Source organism: Yersinia sp. 1652 StPb PI, from assembly GCF_041538345.1.
GTDB lineage: Bacteria > Pseudomonadota > Gammaproteobacteria > Enterobacterales > Enterobacteriaceae > Yersinia > Yersinia enterocolitica_E.
This window is the reverse complement of sequence record NZ_JAULSM010000001.1, coordinates 2,676,559-2,696,344: the sequence shown is the minus strand read 5'-3', so window position 1 is coordinate 2,696,344 and position 19,786 is coordinate 2,676,559. Positions and strand designations below refer to the sequence as shown.

Below are 19,786 nucleotides of genomic sequence, written 5' to 3'. Positions count from 1 at the left end.
ACGCAGTAATGTTTCAGGTATTATATGCGCCGCACGGGCTGCCCGTGGTGAAACATCAATTCTATTGTGCAATGAATTAACGTGATTAGCCGTCTAATGAATTACCTAACCCATTGAGCAGAAATTAAATTTTTATCAGTAACCTCTTCGAAAGACAGGAACGTACACCATGCCAGTGTTACATAACCGAATTTCTAATGAGGAACTTAAAGCGCGCATGTTGGCTGAAACCGAACCGCGCACCACAGTTTCTTTTTATAAATATTTCACTCTGGAAGATGCCAAAACCTTCCGTGACGACCTCTATAGTCAATTTGTTAAACTCGGCGTGTTTGGTCGGGTTTATGTGGCTAAAGAGGGGATCAATGCACAAATCAGTGTGCCCGCTAATCGTTATGATGAGTTCAAAACCGCGTTGTTTGCCGCACATCCTGCGCTGGATCAGGTGCGGCTGAATGTGGCTCATGAAGATGATGGGAAGTCATTCTGGGTGCTGCGCATGAAAGTTCGCGAACGCATTGTGGCGGACGGTATTGATGACGAGAGTTTCGATCCCAGTAATATAGGACATTATCTGAAGGCCGATCAGGTCAATCAGATGATTGATGATCCCGATACTTTGTTTGTTGATATGCGCAATCACTATGAGTACGAAGTGGGCCATTTCGAAAATGCTATTGAAGTCCCTTCTGATACTTTCCGTGAGCAATTGCCAATGGCGGTTGATATGCTGCAACATGACAAAGAGAAAAATATTGTTATGTATTGCACTGGCGGGATTCGCTGTGAGAAAGCCAGCGCCTATATGCTGCACAATGGCTTCAAAAATGTTTATCACGTTGAGGGCGGTATTATCGAATATGCCCGTAAAGCAAAAGAACAGGGGTTGCCGCTGAAATTTATCGGTAAAAACTTTGTTTTTGATGAGCGGATGGGGGAGCGGATCTCTGATGATGTGATAGCCCACTGCCATCAGTGCGGTACACCTTGCGACACGCATACCAACTGTAAGAATGATGGCTGCCACTTACTATTTATTCAGTGTCCGACCTGTGCGGCAAAGTTTGCTGGTTGCTGTAGTGATATCTGTCAGGAAGAGCTGAAGTTGCCGCAGGAAGAGCAACGGTCCCGCCGTGCTGGGCGCGAAAACGGCATCAAGATTTTTAATAAATCGAAGGGATTGTTGCAAACTACCATGCACATTCCGATGCCAGAAAAGAGCACAGATAAAAAATAGTCGTAGGGTTAACCTACTGGATGTACTATTAAAGTTAGACGTTGTCGGTTATTTTATTCGATAGCGTCTTTTTTATGCCATTTTTAGAGCAATGGCGATTCCAATACAAGGATTGATAATGACAATACCTGGAGTGAGTAGCCAAGGGCTACGGTTAGTCACGATGCTGGCTATGCTGGTGGTGATTATGGCGGGAATTAAAGCGGCATCGCCGATCGTGGTTCCATTCTTGTTGGCTATATTTCTTGCTATCGTATTAAACCCTTTAGTGAAACTGTTGGAGAAAATAAGAATTCCCCGCACCTTAGCTATTGTCTTATTGGTTAGCATTATTATTTTACTCATGGCATTGCTCTTTAGCCGCCTGGGTTCTTCATTAAATGAGTTTGCCCGCTCGTTGCCGCAATATCGTGGCATGATGCTGGAAAAAATGCGCGACCTGCAAGAGTTTGCAATGCGCTTTAATATTGAGTTCTCGGTGGATGACATTATGAAGCATGTCGATCCTAGCACCGCGATGAACTTTGTGACCCGTCTCCTGAGCCACCTTTCTGGTGCCATGGCTAGTATGTTCTTGCTGCTGATGACGGTGGTCTTTATGTTGTTTGAAGTGGAACGACTGCCTTATAAAATGCAGTTGATGTTTGATAACCCAGAGCAAGGGAATGCGATTCTCAAGCGTGCACTAAATGGTGTCACTCATTATCTGGTGATCAAGACGGTTATTAGCATTGCGACGGGGATTGTTATTTGGTTATTCCTGGCAGCGATGGGGGTCAGATTCGCTTTCCTTTGGGGGCTACTGGCTTTCGTCCTCAATTACATTCCTAATATCGGCTCCGTATTGGCGGCTATCCCACCCATCGTTCAGGCACTGTTGTTTAATGGTTTTGCTGATGCTTTTGCCGTTACCTGCGGGTATATTTTGATTAACCTGATTGGTGGCAATATTATTGATCCACGGATGATGGGGCGTGGTTTGGGTCTATCAACCTTGGTGGTGTTCTTATCCTTGATTTTTTGGGGGTGGCTACTCGGGCCGATTGGTATGCTGCTTTCTGTTCCATTAACCATTATTGCCAAAATAGTATTAGAGTTAACACCAGCCGGTTATAAAATCGCCGTGTTATTGAGTGATGGCAAACCGGCCAAGGTAGAGTAGTGCAAACTGCGGATATCGTATTTATTGCTGGGCCACAGGTGGGAAGCTATCTGGTGGCCCGGCCAGAAGAGGTAGAGAAAACGCGTTAATAGAAAAAGAAATAAATATCCAGAGCTAACAGAATCAGCCACAAGCAGATATAGAGCAGTAGATGTTCCCGTACATTATTGATAACCATCGATAGCAATTTATTTAACATGCAGGGTGCCTGAGGCTAGAATTATCGTCCATTATAAGGATTTTTACTTTTATAAACAATAAGCTGGCAGGCTAAATTCCTGAGTTACAGCATGATAAAATAAATCATTTCTTGGGATAATATGGGCATTGTGGTGCGAATGGAAAAGATTGATATGTATTGGTGATATTAAGTGAAATGTAACCGATTCTTTAACTGTAAGCGATAACTCACTATATTAATCCGGTTACATTATTTGTTAAGAACAAAAATTATATATACAGAAAATTTACTGAAAGGGAATGATCCCTTTATTGGGCCTCTCTATACACCAACGCCTTAGTATAAATATTTAAACACATTGTAAATAAAGCATAATTCCAAACGGTTTCTGACTTTTATTTTTTCGGTAATATGCCGTTTATGCGAATAAACTGTACTGTCACTGATATTTAACTTCCTGGCAATGCGGTAATTGGGCATCTCCATCATCCAGTAGCACATGACTTTATGCTCTTGTGGACTGAATAGGGATGCTGGACAGGGGGGATGTGGCTTACCGATACCCTCACTTGAAAAGTCCGATAGTCTTTGTAACAACGCCGGTAAGCGTCTTTTAGCCAAAATAGAGACAGAATCTGTCAGGGGTATCGGCGTTTCACTAAACGGATATGACGCATCCAGATAAATATAAACTTTAGCCCGCAGACAACAACTCAAAAATTGTGCTAATAATGGGCAATGTCCACCATAGCGACAATATTGGGTAAGGTTAACAATAATGACCTCAGGATCAAACTCATGAACAGCTAATGTAGCCTGTTCCACCGTAGGAACATCCATTAAATCGAGATATGAAGCGTTATTTAAATAAGTATTTACCCCTGATCGGGTATAAAAACATTCATCTATAATTAATATTTTCATGTGGCATACATCCTTGTCTAACAGCAACCATACCTGGCCGCATACAAGGATAAAGTAATCCCCTGATGCCTAAAACGTCAATTCGGGATTCACGATTGTTTTTAGCGGCTTTTACGAATATAAGACTCTGCTAATTATTAAATTTGCGGCGTTTTATATTAATAATGAAGTGAAAATGAGAGCGAGATATACCGATGACTGAAATAAAAAGAAACAGTCATCGGTAACAATCAAGTGCTGAACTCGCAGGTTACCGCATTACGGTTTGGCGAAGCGGGATAGCGAAAAGGCTGAAATATCAATAGGTGAGGGTTTATCTTGTGCGAAGAGCGCAGCGACTTCCCCCAATGCAGTTGCAAACTTAAATCCATGGCCACTTAAGCCTGTTACCACCATGATATTTTTGTTATCGGGTAATGTATCGATGATAAAATCTTCATCAGGGCTCATGTCATAACTGCATGCCGCGCCGTGCAGACAGACACCCACTCCCGGTAGGAAGTTACGTAAAAAGCCAAATACTTCGGTTCCATCCTCGGCATAACTGCCAAAGGGCTTACGTTGTGCCGCCGTTTCAATAGGCTGACCACCATTATGTTTGCCTAGTTTTAACTCGTCATTTTGCGAGGGGAAGCCGTAATAATGGATATTATCCGGTGTCTCGACGGTGAATGCCGGGAAATGATTCCCTTCGCTATAGCGGCCATCGGCATGGTGCCATGAAAACACTTTACGTATGGCGGTCACCGGTAATTCAGGTAACAGCTCTTTGATCCAGGTTCCGGCGGTGACAATCACTTTCTTAGCACTGTAGGTACCGTCTATAGTCACGACATCTACACCACCATCCAGCGGTTCGATAGCGGTAACCGGACAATTGAATAAAATACCGCAGCCTGCTTCTGTGACGGCTTTAATCAGCGTTTTAATTGCCAATTCAGAACGTAGATAACCTGATTGCGGTTCGAACACTCCAATATAATTATCCGGTACGGTAAATACCGGCCACTTTTCACGGATCTGGGCCGCGTTTAAGGTTTCAACCGGCAAGTTATATTGTTGAGCGCTGTGCTGCGCATTTTGCAGGAAAATAGAGTCATCTGGCCCAAGATTAAGCACGCCACTGGCCTGAAATAATGATTCACCTGTTTGAGCTGATAACTGGTCCCACAATGTTTGGGCACGCAAAACTAAGGGAACATATTTCTCACCTTCGCCATAGGCATGGCGAATGATCCGTGTATCACCATGGTGACTGCCTGCTTGATGAGGCGGCATGGCACTGTCAATCATCAGTACGTTTAAACCGGCTTGTGACGCATAGTAACCTGCGGCAGAGCCGACCGAACCGCTACCAATGACAATTAGATCATAATCCATATTTTGCATCCCGGGGAATATCGCCACCTGGCTTTTTCAATAGGGTTTGTGCTAGCAATGTGTATTTATCGCGGCAATAACCCGAACGATTTAAATTAAAGGTAGCAACAGTGCTGATAAAAATTAAAACGATAGTAATAGCACGGGACCGAGAGGAGAAAAAGCGCTGTTAGCCATAGGGGGGTGGGAATGGTTAATAAAAAGGCACTAAGTGATATTCACTCGTGCCTTTTTTGGCGAACATTAAACTCGTTTTCTGGTGGAAAAAAATTAATGTTTACGGTGATCGAGATCTTGATATTCCGATGACTCAATTTTAGCAATGCCTGCTTCTAAGATATTTATTAATTGGCGTGCAACATCGGTGGTTAACCAGAGCGTTCTATCAACCAGCGCATCTTCTGGCGGTTGATCCATGGAAGACAGGTAATGAAGACGTATCATCATAGCGTCGTATACATCTACAGTGCTGATATCCCAGCCTACAAGCGGGTGAGTCTGAATAACTTCATCATTTCTGTCCATAAAGACCCCTTATATAGTAGTTACTGACTGGAGTGACTAATGAGGATCAATGCGGCTCATTATCAAGTGAGCTTTTTCAGTATACGCAACCGCCGATAAATTTGGAGATTATCGCAAGATCTTTACAAATTATTTATTTTATGATGATTTGTTAATCAACAATAAATGGGTTAAAAGAAGTGGGTGAGTAAAGGAAGTTTAGACGCTTATATAAAAAAGCCGAGGAGCGACTCCCCGGCAAAACAGCATTACATTGGGTTACTCCGCGTCGAACCAGTCGTCAGCGCTTTCCCATATTTCTTGTAATATTTCAGAGATCAAATCTTTATCTGTTTTGGCACCACCTAAAACGGAAAGATTATTTGCTCCGGCATAACGTACTTGTACTGCGGTGGTGGTGTCCGGGAATTTGGTGTTGAGTCTTTTACTCAATTCATGGGTTAGTGCTTCGATAGCACCTGCGGGTAACGGGTTTTTTTTATCAATACTCACTTCAACACGCATATTTGGCCCTCCGAATATTTATACTGGTTATTTATACAGTACAAATATTCAGGTTGCAAGTGACTGATATAAAAATCGTCGCTGTAAAGGGTTAGCCCCTACAGCGGCGGTTATCAGCTTTTAACTGACCAATTGATAGTCTGACCGGCCAGGAAAGGAATCACCGATTCATCCCCTAATGGGATCTCTTCTGGTTGTTGGAAGGGGGCCTTAACCAATTCAACAATGTCTTCGTTAATCGGCAAACCATAGAAGCGTGGACCATTTAATGAACAGAATGCTTCAAGATGCTGTAGCGCATTCATCTCTTCAAACACAGTAGCATAAGCTGGTAGCGCTGATGGTGCGTTGAACACGCCAGCACAGCCACAGGATGACTCCTTACGATGTTTGGTATGGGGAGCGGAATCGGTTCCGAGGAAGAAACGGTCTGAACCACTGGCAACGGCCTGGCGCAATGCTTCTTGATGCGTGCTGCGTTTCAATATTGGCAGACAGAACAAGTGGGGGCGAATACCACCGACCAGCATGTGATTGCGGTTAAACATCAGATGCTGCGGGGTGATAGTTGCACCAAGGAAACGATTGCCTGCCAGCACGTAATCGGCCGCATCTTTGGTGGTTATGTGCTCGAAGACAATCTTCAATTCAGGGAATTGGCGACGTATCGGTTCCAGAATCTGTTCAATAAAGAGTGCTTCGCGATCAAAAATATCAACGGCAGCTTCTGTTACTTCACCGTGGATCAGCAGCGGCATACCTATCTTTTGCATTTGCTCAAACAACGGGTATATCGCCGGGATATCGGATACACCATGATTTGAGTTGGTCGTAGCATTCGCTGGATACAGTTTTGCCGCAGTAAATACGCCTTGCTCAAAGCCGGTGGCCAGTTCTTTGACATCAAGTGTATTGGTCAGATAACAGGTCATCAATGGCGTGAAGTTATGCCCGGCAGGTACTGCGGCTAAAATTCGTTCCCGATAAGCGATAGCACTGGCAACAGTCGTAATTGGTGGAGCCAGATTGGGCATGACAATGGCCCGGGCGAACACCTCGGAGGTATAGGGCAGCACGGTACTGAGCATTTCGTCATCACGTAAGTGAATATGCCAGTCATCCGGGCGGCGAATTTTCAGGGTTTGGGGTTGTGCAGTCATTCAACTAGCTCCGCAGTCATGATGAGATATTGGGGTTTTTATACTGTTTCCGGCGGGGTCTAAGGATAAGCGGAAAGTGCGCAGGATGCATCTGATTGTTAGGGTTAAGTTGAAAACAAGGCAAAAAGGGCATCTTATAGAGGGGCTCGGGATAAAATTACCCGTTAGGGTGAGCTATTGATTAGCAGTAAAATACGCTAATTGAATGTACAGCATGGGAGAATAACTATGGAAGTCCGTGTCATCGCCAGTTTAGTGGCAAAACCTGAATTTATTGATGCAGTAAAAGAAGCGGTTCATTTGGTAATAGAACCGAGTCGTGAGGAGAAGGGGAATCTGCAATATGATCTCCATGCCGAAAGCGACCAGAAAGGTTCTTTTGTGTTTTTCGAACGCTGGGCATCTGATGATGCATTGGAAAAACATAATAAAACCGAGCACTTCAAAGCGTTTGTCAAAGCTGTTGAAGGCAAACTGGAAAACCTCGAAATAAAGAAACTGAAACAGATAGCCTGAGAGTGATCTCTGGTTAAAGATATCACCAATATAAAAAAACCCGCCTGATGGCGGGTTTTGTCTTTGCAATGTCTGGTCGGAATAATATTACATTTATTCGACAGATTGCGGTTTTGTTGCCGGCGCGGTTGCCTGAGTTGCCGCCGCATGGCCACCAGCAGAACCTTTACCTGCAAAATCAAAGACTGGACGTTCCCACTGACCTTTAGTCGGTGACTCTGGCGCGTAATCCGGTGCCGGTGCTTTGGTCATCGGTGCTGAAGCGTAATGTTTGAACACCACACCTTCAGGATGAGCGATAGCCGACTGTTGTGGCACAACAGCAACAGGAGCCTCAACCACAACCGTGTCACTTACACTAGCTTCGACAGCGATTTCTTCAATCAGCGGTTCTTCAATTGTCGATGTTTCAACAACGACTTCGGTCACTGCCTGTGTTTCAGCTACAGCGTCTTCCACCACAGTTTCAGCTACAACCGCGTCTTCCGCCGGTGTTTCAACAATAGTTGTTTCAACAGCAGCAGTTTCAGCAACAATGGTTTCTTCCACCACCGCTTCTTCAGCAGTTGTATCCTCAATTACCGTTTCCTGAACCACAGGTTGAGCGGTAGTTTCCGCAACGCCAGTTTCTTCAACGTCGGATACTGCTTCAACCGCTGCGGTAGTTTCAGCTTGCACCACCTCAGCGACAGCTTCAACGGTTGGTTCTACAGCAGTTGGCTCAACGGCAACAGGTTCTACAACCACTGGCACGACAACAGGAGCACGGCCAGGAACGGCTGCGGCTGAAGATGAAGAACCACCTGGTTTATGTTGCGCAACAGGTGTCGGAGTGACAGTTTCAGTCACGGCGACGACGACAGGTGCGGCAACAACTGGGGCTGCTACAATCACGGCCGGAATATTAACCGGAGTCTCTACTGCGGCAACTGCTATTGGCAATTGTTGTTCAACCGGGTTTTCTACAAAAGCAGGTTCAACTGTTTGAGCTACCGGATAACGGACCCACACTTTGCCTGAAGCCATTTCTGGTGAGGCGAAAGCGCCGGCCAGTGGCATAGCAGATTGTGTCGGGTAACGCTCATCACGATAGCGACGGCGACGCTGACCACTGACGCGCAGATGACGAGGTGAACGGCGTGAACGACGTGGCATACCATTTTCATTATTGGCATTGCTAACGTGAGTAGCTTCATCATCCGCTTGAACAGTAGTTTGTGGCAGTAATTTCACTTCTTCCTGCACAACTGGCGCTGCAATGCTTGCTACCGGTGCACTAACAGGATTTTCCTGGGCTACATTTTCCAGCACATTCAGCTCATCATTGGCAGATTGAATACGGACTTTCTGATTCAATTGGCGGCGTTGACGACGCTGCATAACCTGTTGGCGTTCTTCTTGCTCAGGTTGCACATCTTCGACCACAACACTGACGGCGGCGATTTCTGCTTTGACTTCCTGTGGTGCCTGACGTTTATCATCCTGGCGACGGCGCTGACGATCACCGCGACGCTGTGGTTGCTGCTCGTCACGTGGCGCTTTATCCGTTTCAACAACGTCAGTTTGTGCTTGCGGCGCAGCAGTTTGCGCAACTGGACGCTTATTGCGACGCTGATCTTCACGACCTTCGCGGTTCGCATTGTCACGACCACTGTTGTCACGGCTATTGCTATCACGGCCACTGTTGTCACGTGTGCTGTTATCACGGCCTTCACGTGGTGTACGGTCGCCTCTCTCTTTGCGGCCATTGTTCTGGCGACGAGGATTACGACGATCATTACGGCGGTTTTCGGTGGTTTCGGTTTTCTCGACCTCTACCGGTTTAACTTCTTCTTCCGATGTGCCGAATATACCTTTTAGGCCACTGAACAAACGGCTAAAGAAGCCAGGCTGTTCTGACGTAGCAGCAGATGCGGTTACTTGCGGTGCAACGCTTGGTTTAGCACTGACGCTAGCAGGTGCGGCTTCCGGTGGTACTTCGGTTGGCAGAGAGAAAGTCGCCAACGCTGGTTGTTCTGGGCGTTTACGCTCAATCGTTGCTTCTTCTAACGGCTGCGCCATTTCTGCTTCATGCAGTTGTGGTAGCAGGTAGCTGAGAGAAGGAACCTCTTCGCCTTTACGTACCCGAAGAACAGAATAGTGCGGTGTTTGCATCTGATCGTTTGGCACGATCACCGCACGTACACCACCTTGACGTTTTTCAATGGCGTTGACTGATTCACGTTTTTCGTTGAGCAGATACGACGCAATCTGTACCGGTACAATGGCGTGAACTTCATGGGTATTTTCTTTCAGCGCTTCTTCTTCAATCAGACGCAGAATAGAAAGTGACAGTGATTCGTTGTCACGAACGGTACCGGTACCGCTACAGCGTGGGCACACGTGGTGGCTTGACTCACCCAGTGACGGGCTAAGACGCTGACGGGACATTTCCAGCAAGCCGAAGCGAGAGATTCGGCCAATCTGGATACGGGCACGGTCTTGGCGAACAGCATCACGCAGGCGGTTTTCAACTTCACGCTGATGGCGCACTGGTGTCATATCGATGAAGTCGATAACAATCAGACCACCGAGGTCACGCAAACGTAACTGGCGGGCAATCTCATCAGCGGCTTCAAGGTTGGTGTTAAACGCGGTTTCTTCGATATCGCCACCACGTGTTGCACGCGCGGAGTTGATATCAATTGCCGTCAGGGCTTCGGTGGTATCAATAACGATAGAACCGCCGGAAGGCAGACGCACTTCACGCTGGAACGCTGACTCAATCTGAGACTCAATTTGGTAGTGGCTGAATAAGGGGATTTCACCACTATACAATTTGATTTTGCTACTGAAATCCGGGCGACCCAGAGCGGCGATATGCTCTTTTGCCAGTTCGAGAACTTTAGGGTTATCGATCAGGATCTCGCCGATATCCGGGCGCAAATAATCACGGAAAGCGCGGACAATTACGTTACTTTCCTGATGGATTAAGAATGGCGCAGGGCGACCTTCAGCGGCTTTTTTAATCGCATCCCAATGCTTGAGGCGGAATGACAAGTCCCATTGCAGTGCATCAGCAGATTTGCCAACACCAGCAGTACGGACAATCAGACCCATGCCATCAGGCAATTGCAGGGAGGATAGGGCTTCTTTCAGTTCGGTGCGGTCATCACCCTCAATGCGACGGGAGATACCACCGGCACGTGGGTTGTTCGGCATCAGAACCAAATAACTGCCTGCCAGGCTGATGAAAGTTGTTAGTGCGGCACCTTTATTGCCACGTTCTTCTTTATCAACCTGAACGATAACTTCTTGGCCTTCGCGCAGCACATCTTTGATGTTTGGGCGGCCATGAGAGGAATAATTACTAGGGAAATATTCGCGAGAAATTTCTTTTAGTGGGAGGAAACCATGACGTTCAGCGCCGTAATCAACAAAAGCGGCTTCCAGACTGGGTTCGATTCGGGTGATTTTGCCTTTGTAAATATTCGCTTTTTTCTGTTCATGACCTGGGCTTTCAATATCCAAATCATACAGCCGCTGTCCATCTACAAGGGCAACACGCAACTCTTCTTGCTGAGTTGCGTTAATCAACATTCTTTTCATCTTTAACTTACTCGTTATTTTTACATTGGCGTTAGAACTGCGGGCAAAATAACCTCTATGGCCGGGTAAACCGATGACCCCGAGTCTTCTAGCAAAGCCGTCAACCTCACGGTTGTCGCCTGCATAGGGGCGCATTATTTCGGTAAGCCTGTGTTTCTTTCTGAAAAACAGCGCTTTTATATAAAGGGGCGCTTCTGAATATAAGACAACAGAGCAGACCCACTTGCCGGCCAAGCTGCAACCCGCAGCCCGCTAATTGCTTGATTTCACATTACGTCTTACGCCATTGCTGCGTTTTTGTGTGATCAGGCAAAGTTTATTATTCCACAAGTCTCTTGGTCTAACGAGAATCAACGCAGAATTAGTGACATTATTCCATTGCTGACACTGATATAGCAAGATGACTTTACCTGTCTACGTAAAGATTCTTTTACTGTTTTCACAGCGTTGGCGGCTATCGTTGTCTTATTAAACAATAAATGCGCGCAAACGTTATCTTTAAATAGCCAGACTGACAGTTAAGCACAGAAAAAGGGGTGGCGCTAATTCCTCGGTGTATTTAGAATCGCGCACCATGAAAACGAATAATCCAGTAGTACAATTAATCACCATTTCTGCCGACGAAGCCGGTCAGCGGATCGATAACTTTTTGCTCACTAAATTGAAAGGTGTGCCAAAGAGTATGATCTACCGCATCGTGCGCAAAGGTGAGGTTCGCGTTAATAAAGGGCGCATTAAGCCAGAATATAAACTGGTTGACGGGGATGTGGTCCGGGTACCGCCAGTGCGCGTCGCTGAGCGCGAAGAGGTTCAGGTCTCTGCCAAACTTGATAAAGTTGCGGCGTTGGCCGACTGTATTTTATTTGAAGATGACTATTTGTTGGTGTTGAACAAGCCTTCTGGCACGGCGGTTCATGGTGGCAGTGGTTTGAGTTTTGGTGTTATTGAAGCCTTACGTGCATTGCGCCCCGAAGCCCGCTTCCTTGAATTGGTTCATCGCCTTGACCGTGATACCTCTGGTGTCTTATTGGTAGCGAAAAAACGCTCTGCGCTGCGTTCTTTGCATGAGCAACTGCGGTTAAAAGGGATGCAGAAAGACTATTTGGCATTGGTTCGTGGTCAATGGCAATCTCACTGTAAAGCGGTGCAGGCACCTTTGTTGAAGAATATTATACAAAGTGGCGAGCGAGTGGTGAAAGTCAGCAGCGAGGGCAAACCGTCAGAAACGCGTTTTAAAGTTGAAGAGCGCTTTGAGCATGCAACGCTGGTCAAGGCCAGCCCGATTACTGGTCGTACTCACCAGATCCGCGTACATGCGCTCCATGCGGGTCACCCGATTGCTTTTGATGATCGCTATGGCGACCGTGAATTTGATCAACAATTGCAAGGAACCGGGCTGCATCGTTTATTCCTGCACGCGGCGGCATTACGTTTTGAGCATCCCAATAGCGGTGAAACTATGCGCATTGAAGCGCCACTGGATAATCAGCTACGCCACTGTTTGTTGATATTACGAAAGAAAGCAGCAGAAAAATAAATTGCCGCAATAAATAATTGAAGTAACAGGGCGCAAGTATCAATTGCGGCCTGTTTTGTTATTCAGTATTTACAGGAGCGGATTTACTCCCTGCTCAATCAGCATCTCGGTGAGGGCGATTAACGGCAGACCGATGAGTGTATTCGGGTCGCGCCCTGATAATTTATCAAATAGGGTAATACCCAATCCCTCACTTTTAAAACTGCCGGCACAATCCCATGGTTGCTCTCGCGTCAAATAACCGTCTATTTCTGCTTCACTTAGCGTTCGGAAATAAACGTCAAAAGTTTCGCACAGGCAGTTAATGCTGTTGGTTGCTGTATTCAATAGGGCCAGACCGGTATAAAAAGTGACACATTGTCCACTGGCCTGCTGCAATTGCTTCATTGCGTTTGCATAATTGTGGGGTTTCCCGACGATTAATCCGTCAATGACACAGACCTGATCAGAGCCGATTATCAGATGTTGTGGAAAATCTCCCGCCAGTGCCTGCGCTTTTGCACTCGCCAACCGCTGCACTAGCGCGCTGGCTTCTTCACCTGTCAGTGGGCTTTCATCGGTTTGTGGTGCCGCAGTAACAAAAGGTAATTGCAGCTTTTCCAGCAAAGTCCGACGATATGATGAGGTTGAAGCAAGAACCAGTTGCAGCATAATATTTTCCATAAACCGTAGCGTAATTTAATCAGGCATTTTAAACTGTCTGCCGCTTCGGAAGCGAATATTGGTGAAAGGTGCAGTAAAAAGGCCTTTTTCTTTGACTCTATGTCGTTACAAAGTTAATATGCGCGCCCTATGCAAAAGGTAAAATTACCCCTGACCATTGATGCGGTTCGTACCGCTCAGAAACGTTTAGATTACGCAGGTATCTATTCTCCTGAGCAGGTTACACGTGTAGCCGATTCAGTGGTAAGTGTGGACAGCGATGTCGTGGCCTCATTATCGTTTAATATCGATAATCAGCGCCTGGCGGTTATTACAGGTCACGCGGACGTCGATGTAACATTGATGTGTCAGCGCTGTAGTAACACGTTTGCACAACATGTTCATACAACGTATTGTTTTAGCCCGGTCGTCAATGATGAGCAGGCTGAAGCATTACCGGAAGCGTACGAGCCGATCGAAGTCGACGAATTTGGCGAAGTTGATCTGCTGGCTATGATTGAAGACGAAATTATTCTTTCACTGCCTGTCGTTCCGGTACATGATTCTGAACACTGTGAAGTGTCCGAGGCGGACATGGTATTTGGTAAACTGCCTGAAGAGGTGGAGAAACCGAATCCATTTGCCGTATTAGCCAGTTTAAAGAAAGTAATTAAGGAGTAAGGTCAATGGCCGTACAACAGAACAAACCAACTCGTTCCAAACGTGGCATGCGCCGTTCACACGATGCGCTGACCACTGCCACTCTGTCTGTGGACAAAACTTCCGGTGAAACTCACCTGCGTCACCACATCACAGCCGACGGTTTCTACCGTGGCCGCAAGGTTATCGGCTGAGTAGTACTTGCTAATCTTTAGCAAGGCGATACCTTGACTTGTCTAACCCTAGCGTTAGATGCAATGGGTGGGGATTTCGGTCCCCACGTCACAGTGCCTGCTTCATTGCAGGCACTGGCCTCTAATCCACGGCTTAAACTCCTGCTGGTCGGGAATCCCGACACCATCACTCCGTTACTTGTTAATGCCGATCCTTTGTTGCTGGCGAGGTTACAGGTCATCCCTGCTGAGCATGTTATTGCCAGCGATGCTAAACCCTCACAAGCTATTCGTGCCAGTCGTGGTACCTCGATGCGCATAGCGCTGGAGTTGGTCAAAAACGGTGACGCGGCAGCCTGTGTGAGTGCAGGGAATACAGGAGCATTGATGGGGCTGGCGAAGATGATGATTAAGCCACTAGATGGAATAGAGCGCCCGGCGTTAATGACTGTCATCCCAAACCAGCAACGCAGCAAGACGGTGGTGCTGGATTTAGGGGCTAACGTTGAATGTGATAGTACAATGTTGGTGCAGTTTGCTGTCATGGGGTCGGTGATGGCAGAAGAAGTTGTCGGTATTACCAACCCGCGTGTTGCTTTGCTCAATATCGGCGAAGAGGAAACCAAGGGGTTAGATAATATCCGCGAAGCCGCCGCAGTATTAAGAAATACACCGGCGATCAACTATATTGGTTATCTGGAAGGCAATGATTTGCTTACGGGTAAGACCGATGTGATGGTTTGTGACGGCTTCGTGGGTAACGTCACTCTAAAGACCATGGAAGGTGTGATAAGAATGTTCTTGTCACTGCTCAAATCATCGGGCGAAGGCAGTAAACAGTCCTGGTGGCTTAAACTCATTGGGCGCTGGCTGCAAAAACGTGTGGCAAAACGGTTCGGTCATTTGAACCCCGACCAGTATAATGGTGCATGTCTGTTAGGATTGCGGGGCATTGTAATCAAGAGTCATGGCGCGGCGAATCAACGTGCATTCGCAGTCGCAATCGAACAGGCGGTGCAGGCGGTGCAGCGGCAAGTCCCTCAACGGATAGCCGCGCGCCTTGAAGCGGTATTACCCAAGAGTGACTGATCGTACATGTATACTAAGATTCTCGGTACGGGGAGTTATCTGCCCGTACAAGTGCGCAGCAATGCTGATTTAGAAAAAATGGTGGATACGTCGGACGAGTGGATTGTCACCCGTACAGGTATTCGTGAGCGGCGTATTGCCGGCCTGGATGAAACAGTCGCGACCATGGGTTTCCATGCGGCTGAAAAAGCACTGGAGATGTCTGGGGTTAGTAAGGACCAGATTGGGCTGATTATTGTTGCTACCACCTCTTCAAGCCATGCTTTCCCAAGCTCGGCCTGTCAGGTACAGCAAATGCTGGGTATTAAAGATGCAGCCTCTTTCGATTTGGCAGCAGCCTGTGCGGGCTTTACCTATGCGCTGAGTGTGGCTGACCAATATGTGAAAAGTGGTGCGGTTAAGCATGCCATCGTGATTGGCTCCGATATGTTATCGCGCGCGCTGGACCCAGAAGACCGCGGTACGATTATTCTGTTTGGTGATGGTGCAGGTGCTGTGGTATTAGGCGCATCTGAACAGCCTGGCATACTGTCTACCCATTTGCATGCCGACGGCAGCTATGGGCAGTTGCTGGCACTGCCGTACCAAGACCGCCAAAAACAAGAGCAACCAGCCTATGTCACCATGGCCGGTAATGAAGTATTTAAAGTTGCGGTGACTGAGCTTGCCCACATTGTGGACGAGACATTGCAGGCCAACAATCTGGAGCGCAGTGCGCTGGATTGGTTAGTGCCGCATCAGGCTAACCTGCGTATTATTACCGCAACGGCGAAGAAGTTAGGCATGGGGATGGATAGAGTGGTGATAACTCTTGATCGTCATGGCAACACCTCTGCGGCATCTGTCCCTGCGGCGCTGGATGAAGCGGTGCGTGATGGGCGTATTCAACGTGGGCAGTTAGTGCTGCTGGAAGCGTTTGGCGGTGGCTTTACCTGGGGCTCTGCGCTGGTTCGCTTTTGATTTAACAGTACCTTTTTTGGTTTAACAGGACTTTTTTGATTCAACAGGAAAGAAAATGTCGAAATTTGCAATGGTATTTCCAGGCCAGGGTTCTCAATCCCTTGGCATGCTGGCCGATTTGGCCGCACAATTTCCGATAGTTGAAGCGACTTTCAGTGAAGCGTCGTCGGTACTGGGTTACTCCCTTTGGCAGCTAGTGCAGCAAGGCCCGGCAGATGAATTGAATAAAACGTGGCAGACACAACCGGCATTGCTGGCGGCATCTGTTGCAATTTGGCGTGTCTGGCAACATCAAGGCGGCAAGCTGCCGACAATGATGGCAGGTCATAGCTTGGGTGAATACTCAGCGCTGGTTTGCGCGGGTGTGATTGATTTCAAACAGGCGATCACTCTGGTTGAATTGCGCGGCAAACTGATGCAAGAAGCGGTACCAGCAGGCACCGGCGCAATGTACGCCATCATAGGTCTGGATAATGAATCCATTGCTAAAGCCTGTGAAGAGTCAGCACAAGGTCAGGTTGTTTCGCCTGTCAATTTTAACTCGCCAGGCCAGGTGGTGATTGCTGGCAACAAAGAAGCGGTAGAACGCGCAGGGGTTGCTTGTAAAGCGGCCGGAGCCAAGCGCGCCTTGCCTTTACCGGTCAGTGTGCCATCTCATTGTGCGTTAATGAAGCCGGCGGCTGATAAGTTAGCCGCAGCACTGGAAAACATTGAATTCCAGGCGCCATTGTTCCCGGTTATCAATAATGTTGATGTGAAAACGGAAGTGTCACCAGAGGCTATCCGTAGTGCGCTGGTGCGCCAACTCTACAACCCGGTACGTTGGACTGAGAGTGTTGAATTTATGGCAGCAGAAGGTATTGAGCTGCTGTTAGAAGTTGGGCCAGGTAAAGTCTTGACTGGCTTGACCAAGCGTATCGTGGATACTTTAACCGCAGCACCGGTAAACGATGTTGCTACATTGACCAGCGCGCTTGAAAACTAAGAAAGAGGATAACATGAGCTTCGAAGGAAAAATTGCGCTGGTAACCGGCGCGAGCCGTGGGATTGGCCGTGCGATTGCAGAATTATTGGTCGAACGTGGTGCCCGGGTTATTGGCACTGCGACCAGTGAGAAGGGTGCAGAAGCGATTAGTGCCTATCTGGGTAGCAATGGCAAAGGCTATATGTTGAACGTCGTAGAACCCGCGTCAATCGATGCTGTTTTGACAGCGATTCGTGCGGAATTTGGCGAAGTTGATATTTTAGTGAATAATGCAGGTATTACGCGTGATAACCTGCTGATGCGTATGAAGGATGAAGAGTGGCAAGATATTATTGACACCGATCTGACTTCTGTATTCCGCCTGTCAAAAGCGGTAATGCGCGCTATGATGAAAAAGCGGTTTGGGCGTATCATCACCATCGGGTCTGTGGTTGGGACAATGGGCAATGCGGGGCAGGTTAACTACGCGGCAGCTAAAGCGGGTCTGATCGGTTTTAGCAAGTCTTTGGCGCGTGAGGTTGCTTCACGTGGCATTACTGTCAACGTTGTGGCACCTGGCTTTATTGAGACGGACATGACGACGGCGTTGACAGATGAACAACGCGCAGGCATTTTAGCCCAAGTACCAGCTAACCGGCTTGGGCAAGCTAAAGAAATCGCCAGCGCTGTTGCATTTTTAGCCTCTGACGAGGCCAGCTACATCTCTGGTGAAACGTTACATGTCAATGGCGGCATGTATATGATTTAAAAATCACGAAAGTATTTGCATTATTTGAGGTGAAAACCGCAAAATAGCGTAAAATCGTGGTTTGACCAGCCGAGATTTAGTTGCATCTTTTTCAACATTTTATACACTACGAAAACCATCGCGAAAGCGAGTTTTGATAGGAAATTTAAGAGTATGAGCACTATCGAAGAACGCGTTAAGAAAATCATCGTTGAACAACTGGGTGTTAAAGAAGACGAAGTGAAGAACAGTGCTTCTTTCGTTGAAGATCTTGGCGCGGATTCTCTGGACACCGTTGAGCTGGTAATGGCTCTGGAAGAAGAATTTGATACTGAGATTCCAGACGAAGAAGCAGAGAAAATCACTACTGTTCAGGCAGCTATTGATTTCATCAACGCTAACCAGCAGTAAGCGAACATGCTTTAAGTTTAGATAGTTAGGCGGTCACTCGACCGCCTAAGTTTTTTTTGTCCTAAGTGTTATTTTCCCTCCTTGGAGGACAACCGTGTCTAAGCGTCGAGTTGTTGTGACTGGACTGGGCATGTTGTCTCCTGTCGGTAATACAGTAGAATCCACATGGAACGCTGTTCTTGCCGGGCAGAGTGGCATCAGCCTGATCGACCATTTCGATACTAGTGCCTATGCAACGAAATTTGCTGGCTTAGTAAAAGATTTTAATTGTGAAGAGTTCATTTCGCGTAAAGATGCACGCAAAATGGATGCATTCATACAGTACGGCATTGTTGCTGGCATGCAAGCCATGCAAGACTCAGGGCTTGAAATAACCGAAGCCAATGCTCCTCGTATCGGTGCCGCTATTGGTTCTGGTATTGGTGGGTTGGGTCTGATTGAAGAGAACCACACTGCGCTGGTGAATGGCGGGCCACGTAAAATTAGCCCGTTCTTCGTGCCATCAACCATTGTTAACATGATTGCCGGCCATCTGACCATTATGTGTGGTATGCGTGGGCCAAGCATCTCTATCGCGACTGCCTGTACTTCTGGTGTGCATAACATCGGTCAAGCGGCACGTATCATTGCTTACAATGATGCGGATGTCATGCTGGCAGGTGGCGCTGAAAAAGCCAGTACCCCACTGGGTGTCGGTGGTTTTGGTGCTGCTCGTGCATTGTCTACTCGTAACGATAATCCGCAAGCCGCAAGCCGCCCGTGGGATAAAGACCGTGATGGTTTCGTTCTGGGTGACGGCGCAGGCATGATGGTGCTGGAAGAGTACGAACACGCGAAGAAACGTGGTGCAAAAATCTATGCTGAAGTTGTTGGGTTTGGGATGAGCAGCGATGCCTATCACATGACATCTCCACCGGAAGACGGTTCAGGAGCAGCACTGGCAATGGTGAATGCATTACGTGATGCGGGTGTGACCCCATCTCAAATCGGCTATATCAATGCCCATGGCACATCGACTCCTGCTGGCGACAAAGCCGAAACGCAGGCAGTTAAGTCTGTATTTGGTGAAGATGCCCGCAAAGTGATGGTCAGTTCCACCAAATCCATGACTGGGCACTTGTTAGGTGCAGCCGGTGCGGTTGAGTCTATCTTCACTGTGCTGGCGTTGCGCTCTCAAGCTATTCCGCCAACCATTAATCTGGATAACCCGGATGAAGGTTGTGATTTGGATTTTGTTCCGCATGAAGCCCGTCAGGTAAAAGATATGGAGTACACCTTGTGTAACTCCTTCGGCTTCGGTGGCACTAACGGTTCTTTAGTTTTCCGCAAGGTCTAACTTCGGCTGTTAAGCTTCTGCTGCTAAAAAGGCCCGGTTTTCCGGGTCTTTTATTAGGTTAACCCCGCATCACTTAATGGCTCAACGTG

20 protein-coding genes are annotated in these 19,786 nt (G+C 47.4%); 12 read left to right on the top strand and 8 right to left on the bottom strand.

Translation table 11 applies throughout. The features are described 5' to 3' along the window. Positions 1-169 precede the first annotated feature (169 nt). Together Q2T71_RS12465 and Q2T71_RS12460 are read left to right on the top strand one after the other, a co-directional pair. Positions 170-1,237, top strand: a complete 1,068-nt coding sequence (locus tag Q2T71_RS12465) for a rhodanese-related sulfurtransferase (RefSeq protein ID WP_372559283.1) — start codon at positions 170-172, stop codon at positions 1,235-1,237. A gap of 118 nt (positions 1,238-1,355) precedes the next feature. Further along, positions 1,356-2,399, top strand: a complete 1,044-nt coding sequence (locus tag Q2T71_RS12460) for an AI-2E family transporter (RefSeq protein WP_372559282.1) — start codon at positions 1,356-1,358, stop codon at positions 2,397-2,399. Between the two features lie 85 nt (positions 2,400-2,484). Here Q2T71_RS12460 and Q2T71_RS12455 read toward each other — a convergent pair whose 3' ends face one another. The 6 genes from Q2T71_RS12455 to pyrC form a co-directional block, all read right to left on the bottom strand. Beyond that, entirely contained in the window at positions 2,485-2,598 is a 114-nt protein-coding gene (locus tag Q2T71_RS12455; protein ID WP_005183270.1) for a DUF2770 family protein, read from the bottom strand. Positions 2,599-2,916: 318 nt separating this feature from the next. After that, positions 2,917-3,504: a response regulator transcription factor gene (locus Q2T71_RS12450; RefSeq protein ID WP_372559281.1), complete on the bottom strand. Its 588-nt coding sequence runs from the start codon at positions 3,502-3,504 to the stop codon at positions 2,917-2,919. A 258-nt stretch (positions 3,505-3,762) separates the two neighbouring features. After that, a complete protein-coding gene (solA, locus tag Q2T71_RS12445) occupies positions 3,763-4,884 on the bottom strand; it encodes an N-methyl-L-tryptophan oxidase (protein ID WP_372559280.1) in 1,122 nt (373 codons plus the stop codon). Positions 4,885-5,154: 270 nt separating this feature from the next. Then, positions 5,155-5,409, bottom strand: coding sequence for a biofilm formation regulator BssS (gene bssS / locus Q2T71_RS12440; protein ID WP_032813201.1), 255 nt, complete (start codon positions 5,407-5,409; stop codon positions 5,155-5,157). A 258-nt stretch (positions 5,410-5,667) separates the two neighbouring features. Then, entirely contained in the window at positions 5,668-5,913 is a 246-nt protein-coding gene (gene dinI / locus Q2T71_RS12435) for a DNA damage-inducible protein I (RefSeq protein ID WP_145557180.1), read from the bottom strand. Positions 5,914-6,026: 113 nt separating this feature from the next. Continuing rightward, positions 6,027-7,073: a dihydroorotase gene (gene pyrC, locus Q2T71_RS12430; RefSeq protein WP_372559279.1), complete on the bottom strand. Its 1,047-nt coding sequence runs from the start codon at positions 7,071-7,073 to the stop codon at positions 6,027-6,029. Between the two features lie 228 nt (positions 7,074-7,301). On the opposite strand from pyrC, the gene Q2T71_RS12425 reads away from it, so the two are divergent. Then, a complete protein-coding gene (locus tag Q2T71_RS12425) occupies positions 7,302-7,589 on the top strand; it encodes a putative quinol monooxygenase (protein WP_372559278.1) in 288 nt (95 codons plus the stop codon). 93 nt (positions 7,590-7,682) lie between these two features. On the opposite strand, the gene rne is transcribed toward Q2T71_RS12425, so the two are convergent. Beyond that, on the bottom strand, positions 7,683-11,177 hold the full coding sequence (gene rne, locus Q2T71_RS12420) for a ribonuclease E (RefSeq protein ID WP_372559915.1): 3,495 nt from the start codon (positions 11,175-11,177) through the stop codon (positions 7,683-7,685). A 574-nt stretch (positions 11,178-11,751) separates the two neighbouring features. Between rne and rluC the strand changes: the two genes are divergently transcribed. Then, on the top strand, positions 11,752-12,714 hold the full coding sequence (gene rluC, locus Q2T71_RS12415) for a 23S rRNA pseudouridine(955/2504/2580) synthase RluC (RefSeq protein ID WP_372559277.1): 963 nt from the start codon (positions 11,752-11,754) through the stop codon (positions 12,712-12,714). 69 nt (positions 12,715-12,783) lie between these two features. On the opposite strand, the gene Q2T71_RS12410 is transcribed toward rluC, so the two are convergent. Beyond that, the gene (locus Q2T71_RS12410) at positions 12,784-13,365 is read right to left on the bottom strand and encodes a nucleoside triphosphate pyrophosphatase (protein ID WP_372559276.1); all 582 of its coding nucleotides are present in this window, start codon (positions 13,363-13,365) and stop codon (positions 12,784-12,786) included. Positions 13,366-13,506: 141 nt separating this feature from the next. On the opposite strand from Q2T71_RS12410, the gene yceD reads away from it, so the two are divergent. The 8 genes from yceD (at position 13,507) to fabF (ending at position 19,697) form a co-directional block, all read left to right on the top strand. Beyond that, positions 13,507-14,037 carry a 23S rRNA accumulation protein YceD gene (yceD, locus tag Q2T71_RS12405; protein WP_083158518.1) on the top strand — a complete coding sequence of 177 codons (531 nt, stop codon included), beginning with the start codon at positions 13,507-13,509 and terminating at the stop codon, positions 14,035-14,037. 5 nt (positions 14,038-14,042) lie between these two features. Beyond that, positions 14,043-14,210 carry a 50S ribosomal protein L32 gene (gene rpmF / locus Q2T71_RS12400; RefSeq protein WP_002210931.1) on the top strand — a complete coding sequence of 56 codons (168 nt, stop codon included), beginning with the start codon at positions 14,043-14,045 and terminating at the stop codon, positions 14,208-14,210. Between the two features lie 33 nt (positions 14,211-14,243). Further along, positions 14,244-15,278, top strand: a complete 1,035-nt coding sequence (gene plsX, locus Q2T71_RS12395; protein WP_372559275.1) for a phosphate acyltransferase PlsX — start codon at positions 14,244-14,246, stop codon at positions 15,276-15,278. A 6-nt stretch (positions 15,279-15,284) separates the two neighbouring features. Then, positions 15,285-16,238 (top strand): beta-ketoacyl-ACP synthase III, encoded by a 954-nt coding sequence (locus Q2T71_RS12390; protein WP_083158520.1) that lies wholly within the window; start codon positions 15,285-15,287, stop codon positions 16,236-16,238. A 55-nt stretch (positions 16,239-16,293) separates the two neighbouring features. After that, positions 16,294-17,223, top strand: coding sequence for an ACP S-malonyltransferase (gene fabD, locus Q2T71_RS12385; protein WP_372559274.1), 930 nt, complete (start codon positions 16,294-16,296; stop codon positions 17,221-17,223). Between the two features lie 13 nt (positions 17,224-17,236). Further along, a complete protein-coding gene (gene fabG / locus Q2T71_RS12380; RefSeq protein ID WP_083158522.1) occupies positions 17,237-17,971 on the top strand; it encodes a 3-oxoacyl-ACP reductase FabG in 735 nt (244 codons plus the stop codon). Positions 17,972-18,124: 153 nt separating this feature from the next. Next, complete coding sequence (gene acpP, locus Q2T71_RS12375; protein WP_002220787.1) at positions 18,125-18,361, top strand: acyl carrier protein; 237 nt, start codon at positions 18,125-18,127, stop codon at positions 18,359-18,361. 94 nt (positions 18,362-18,455) lie between these two features. Beyond that, positions 18,456-19,697 (top strand): beta-ketoacyl-ACP synthase II, encoded by a 1,242-nt coding sequence (gene fabF / locus Q2T71_RS12370; RefSeq protein WP_372559273.1) that lies wholly within the window; start codon positions 18,456-18,458, stop codon positions 19,695-19,697. Positions 19,698-19,786: the final 89 nt, after the last annotated feature.

Excerpts from the sequence above, each read along its gene's own strand:
- Q2T71_RS12465 (WP_372559283.1), top strand. The coding sequence starts at position 170 with ATGCCAGTGTTACATAACCGAATTTCTAATGAGGAACTTAAAGCGCGC.
- Q2T71_RS12460 (WP_372559282.1), top strand. The coding sequence starts at position 1,356 with ATGACAATACCTGGAGTGAGTAGCCAAGGGCTACGGTTAGTCACGATG.
- Q2T71_RS12455 (WP_005183270.1), bottom strand. The coding sequence starts at position 2,598 with ATGTTAAATAAATTGCTATCGATGGTTATCAATAATGTACGGGAACAT.
- Q2T71_RS12450 (WP_372559281.1), bottom strand. The coding sequence starts at position 3,504 with ATGAAAATATTAATTATAGATGAATGTTTTTATACCCGATCAGGGGTA.
- solA (WP_372559280.1), bottom strand. The coding sequence starts at position 4,884 with ATGGATTATGATCTAATTGTCATTGGTAGCGGTTCGGTCGGCTCTGCC.
- bssS (WP_032813201.1), bottom strand. The coding sequence starts at position 5,409 with ATGGACAGAAATGATGAAGTTATTCAGACTCACCCGCTTGTAGGCTGG.
- dinI (WP_145557180.1), bottom strand. The coding sequence starts at position 5,913 with ATGCGTGTTGAAGTGAGTATTGATAAAAAAAACCCGTTACCCGCAGGT.
- pyrC (WP_372559279.1), bottom strand. The coding sequence starts at position 7,073 with ATGACTGCACAACCCCAAACCCTGAAAATTCGCCGCCCGGATGACTGG.
- Q2T71_RS12425 (WP_372559278.1), top strand. The coding sequence starts at position 7,302 with ATGGAAGTCCGTGTCATCGCCAGTTTAGTGGCAAAACCTGAATTTATT.
- rne (WP_372559915.1), bottom strand. The coding sequence starts at position 11,177 with ATGAAAAGAATGTTGATTAACGCAACTCAGCAAGAAGAGTTGCGTGTT.
- rluC (WP_372559277.1), top strand. The coding sequence starts at position 11,752 with ATGAAAACGAATAATCCAGTAGTACAATTAATCACCATTTCTGCCGAC.
- Q2T71_RS12410 (WP_372559276.1), bottom strand. The coding sequence starts at position 13,365 with ATGCTGCAACTGGTTCTTGCTTCAACCTCATCATATCGTCGGACTTTG.
- yceD (WP_083158518.1), top strand. The coding sequence starts at position 13,507 with ATGCAAAAGGTAAAATTACCCCTGACCATTGATGCGGTTCGTACCGCT.
- rpmF (WP_002210931.1), top strand. The coding sequence starts at position 14,043 with ATGGCCGTACAACAGAACAAACCAACTCGTTCCAAACGTGGCATGCGC.
- Q2T71_RS12390 (WP_083158520.1), top strand. The coding sequence starts at position 15,285 with ATGTATACTAAGATTCTCGGTACGGGGAGTTATCTGCCCGTACAAGTG.
- fabD (WP_372559274.1), top strand. The coding sequence starts at position 16,294 with ATGTCGAAATTTGCAATGGTATTTCCAGGCCAGGGTTCTCAATCCCTT.
- fabG (WP_083158522.1), top strand. The coding sequence starts at position 17,237 with ATGAGCTTCGAAGGAAAAATTGCGCTGGTAACCGGCGCGAGCCGTGGG.
- acpP (WP_002220787.1), top strand. The coding sequence starts at position 18,125 with ATGAGCACTATCGAAGAACGCGTTAAGAAAATCATCGTTGAACAACTG.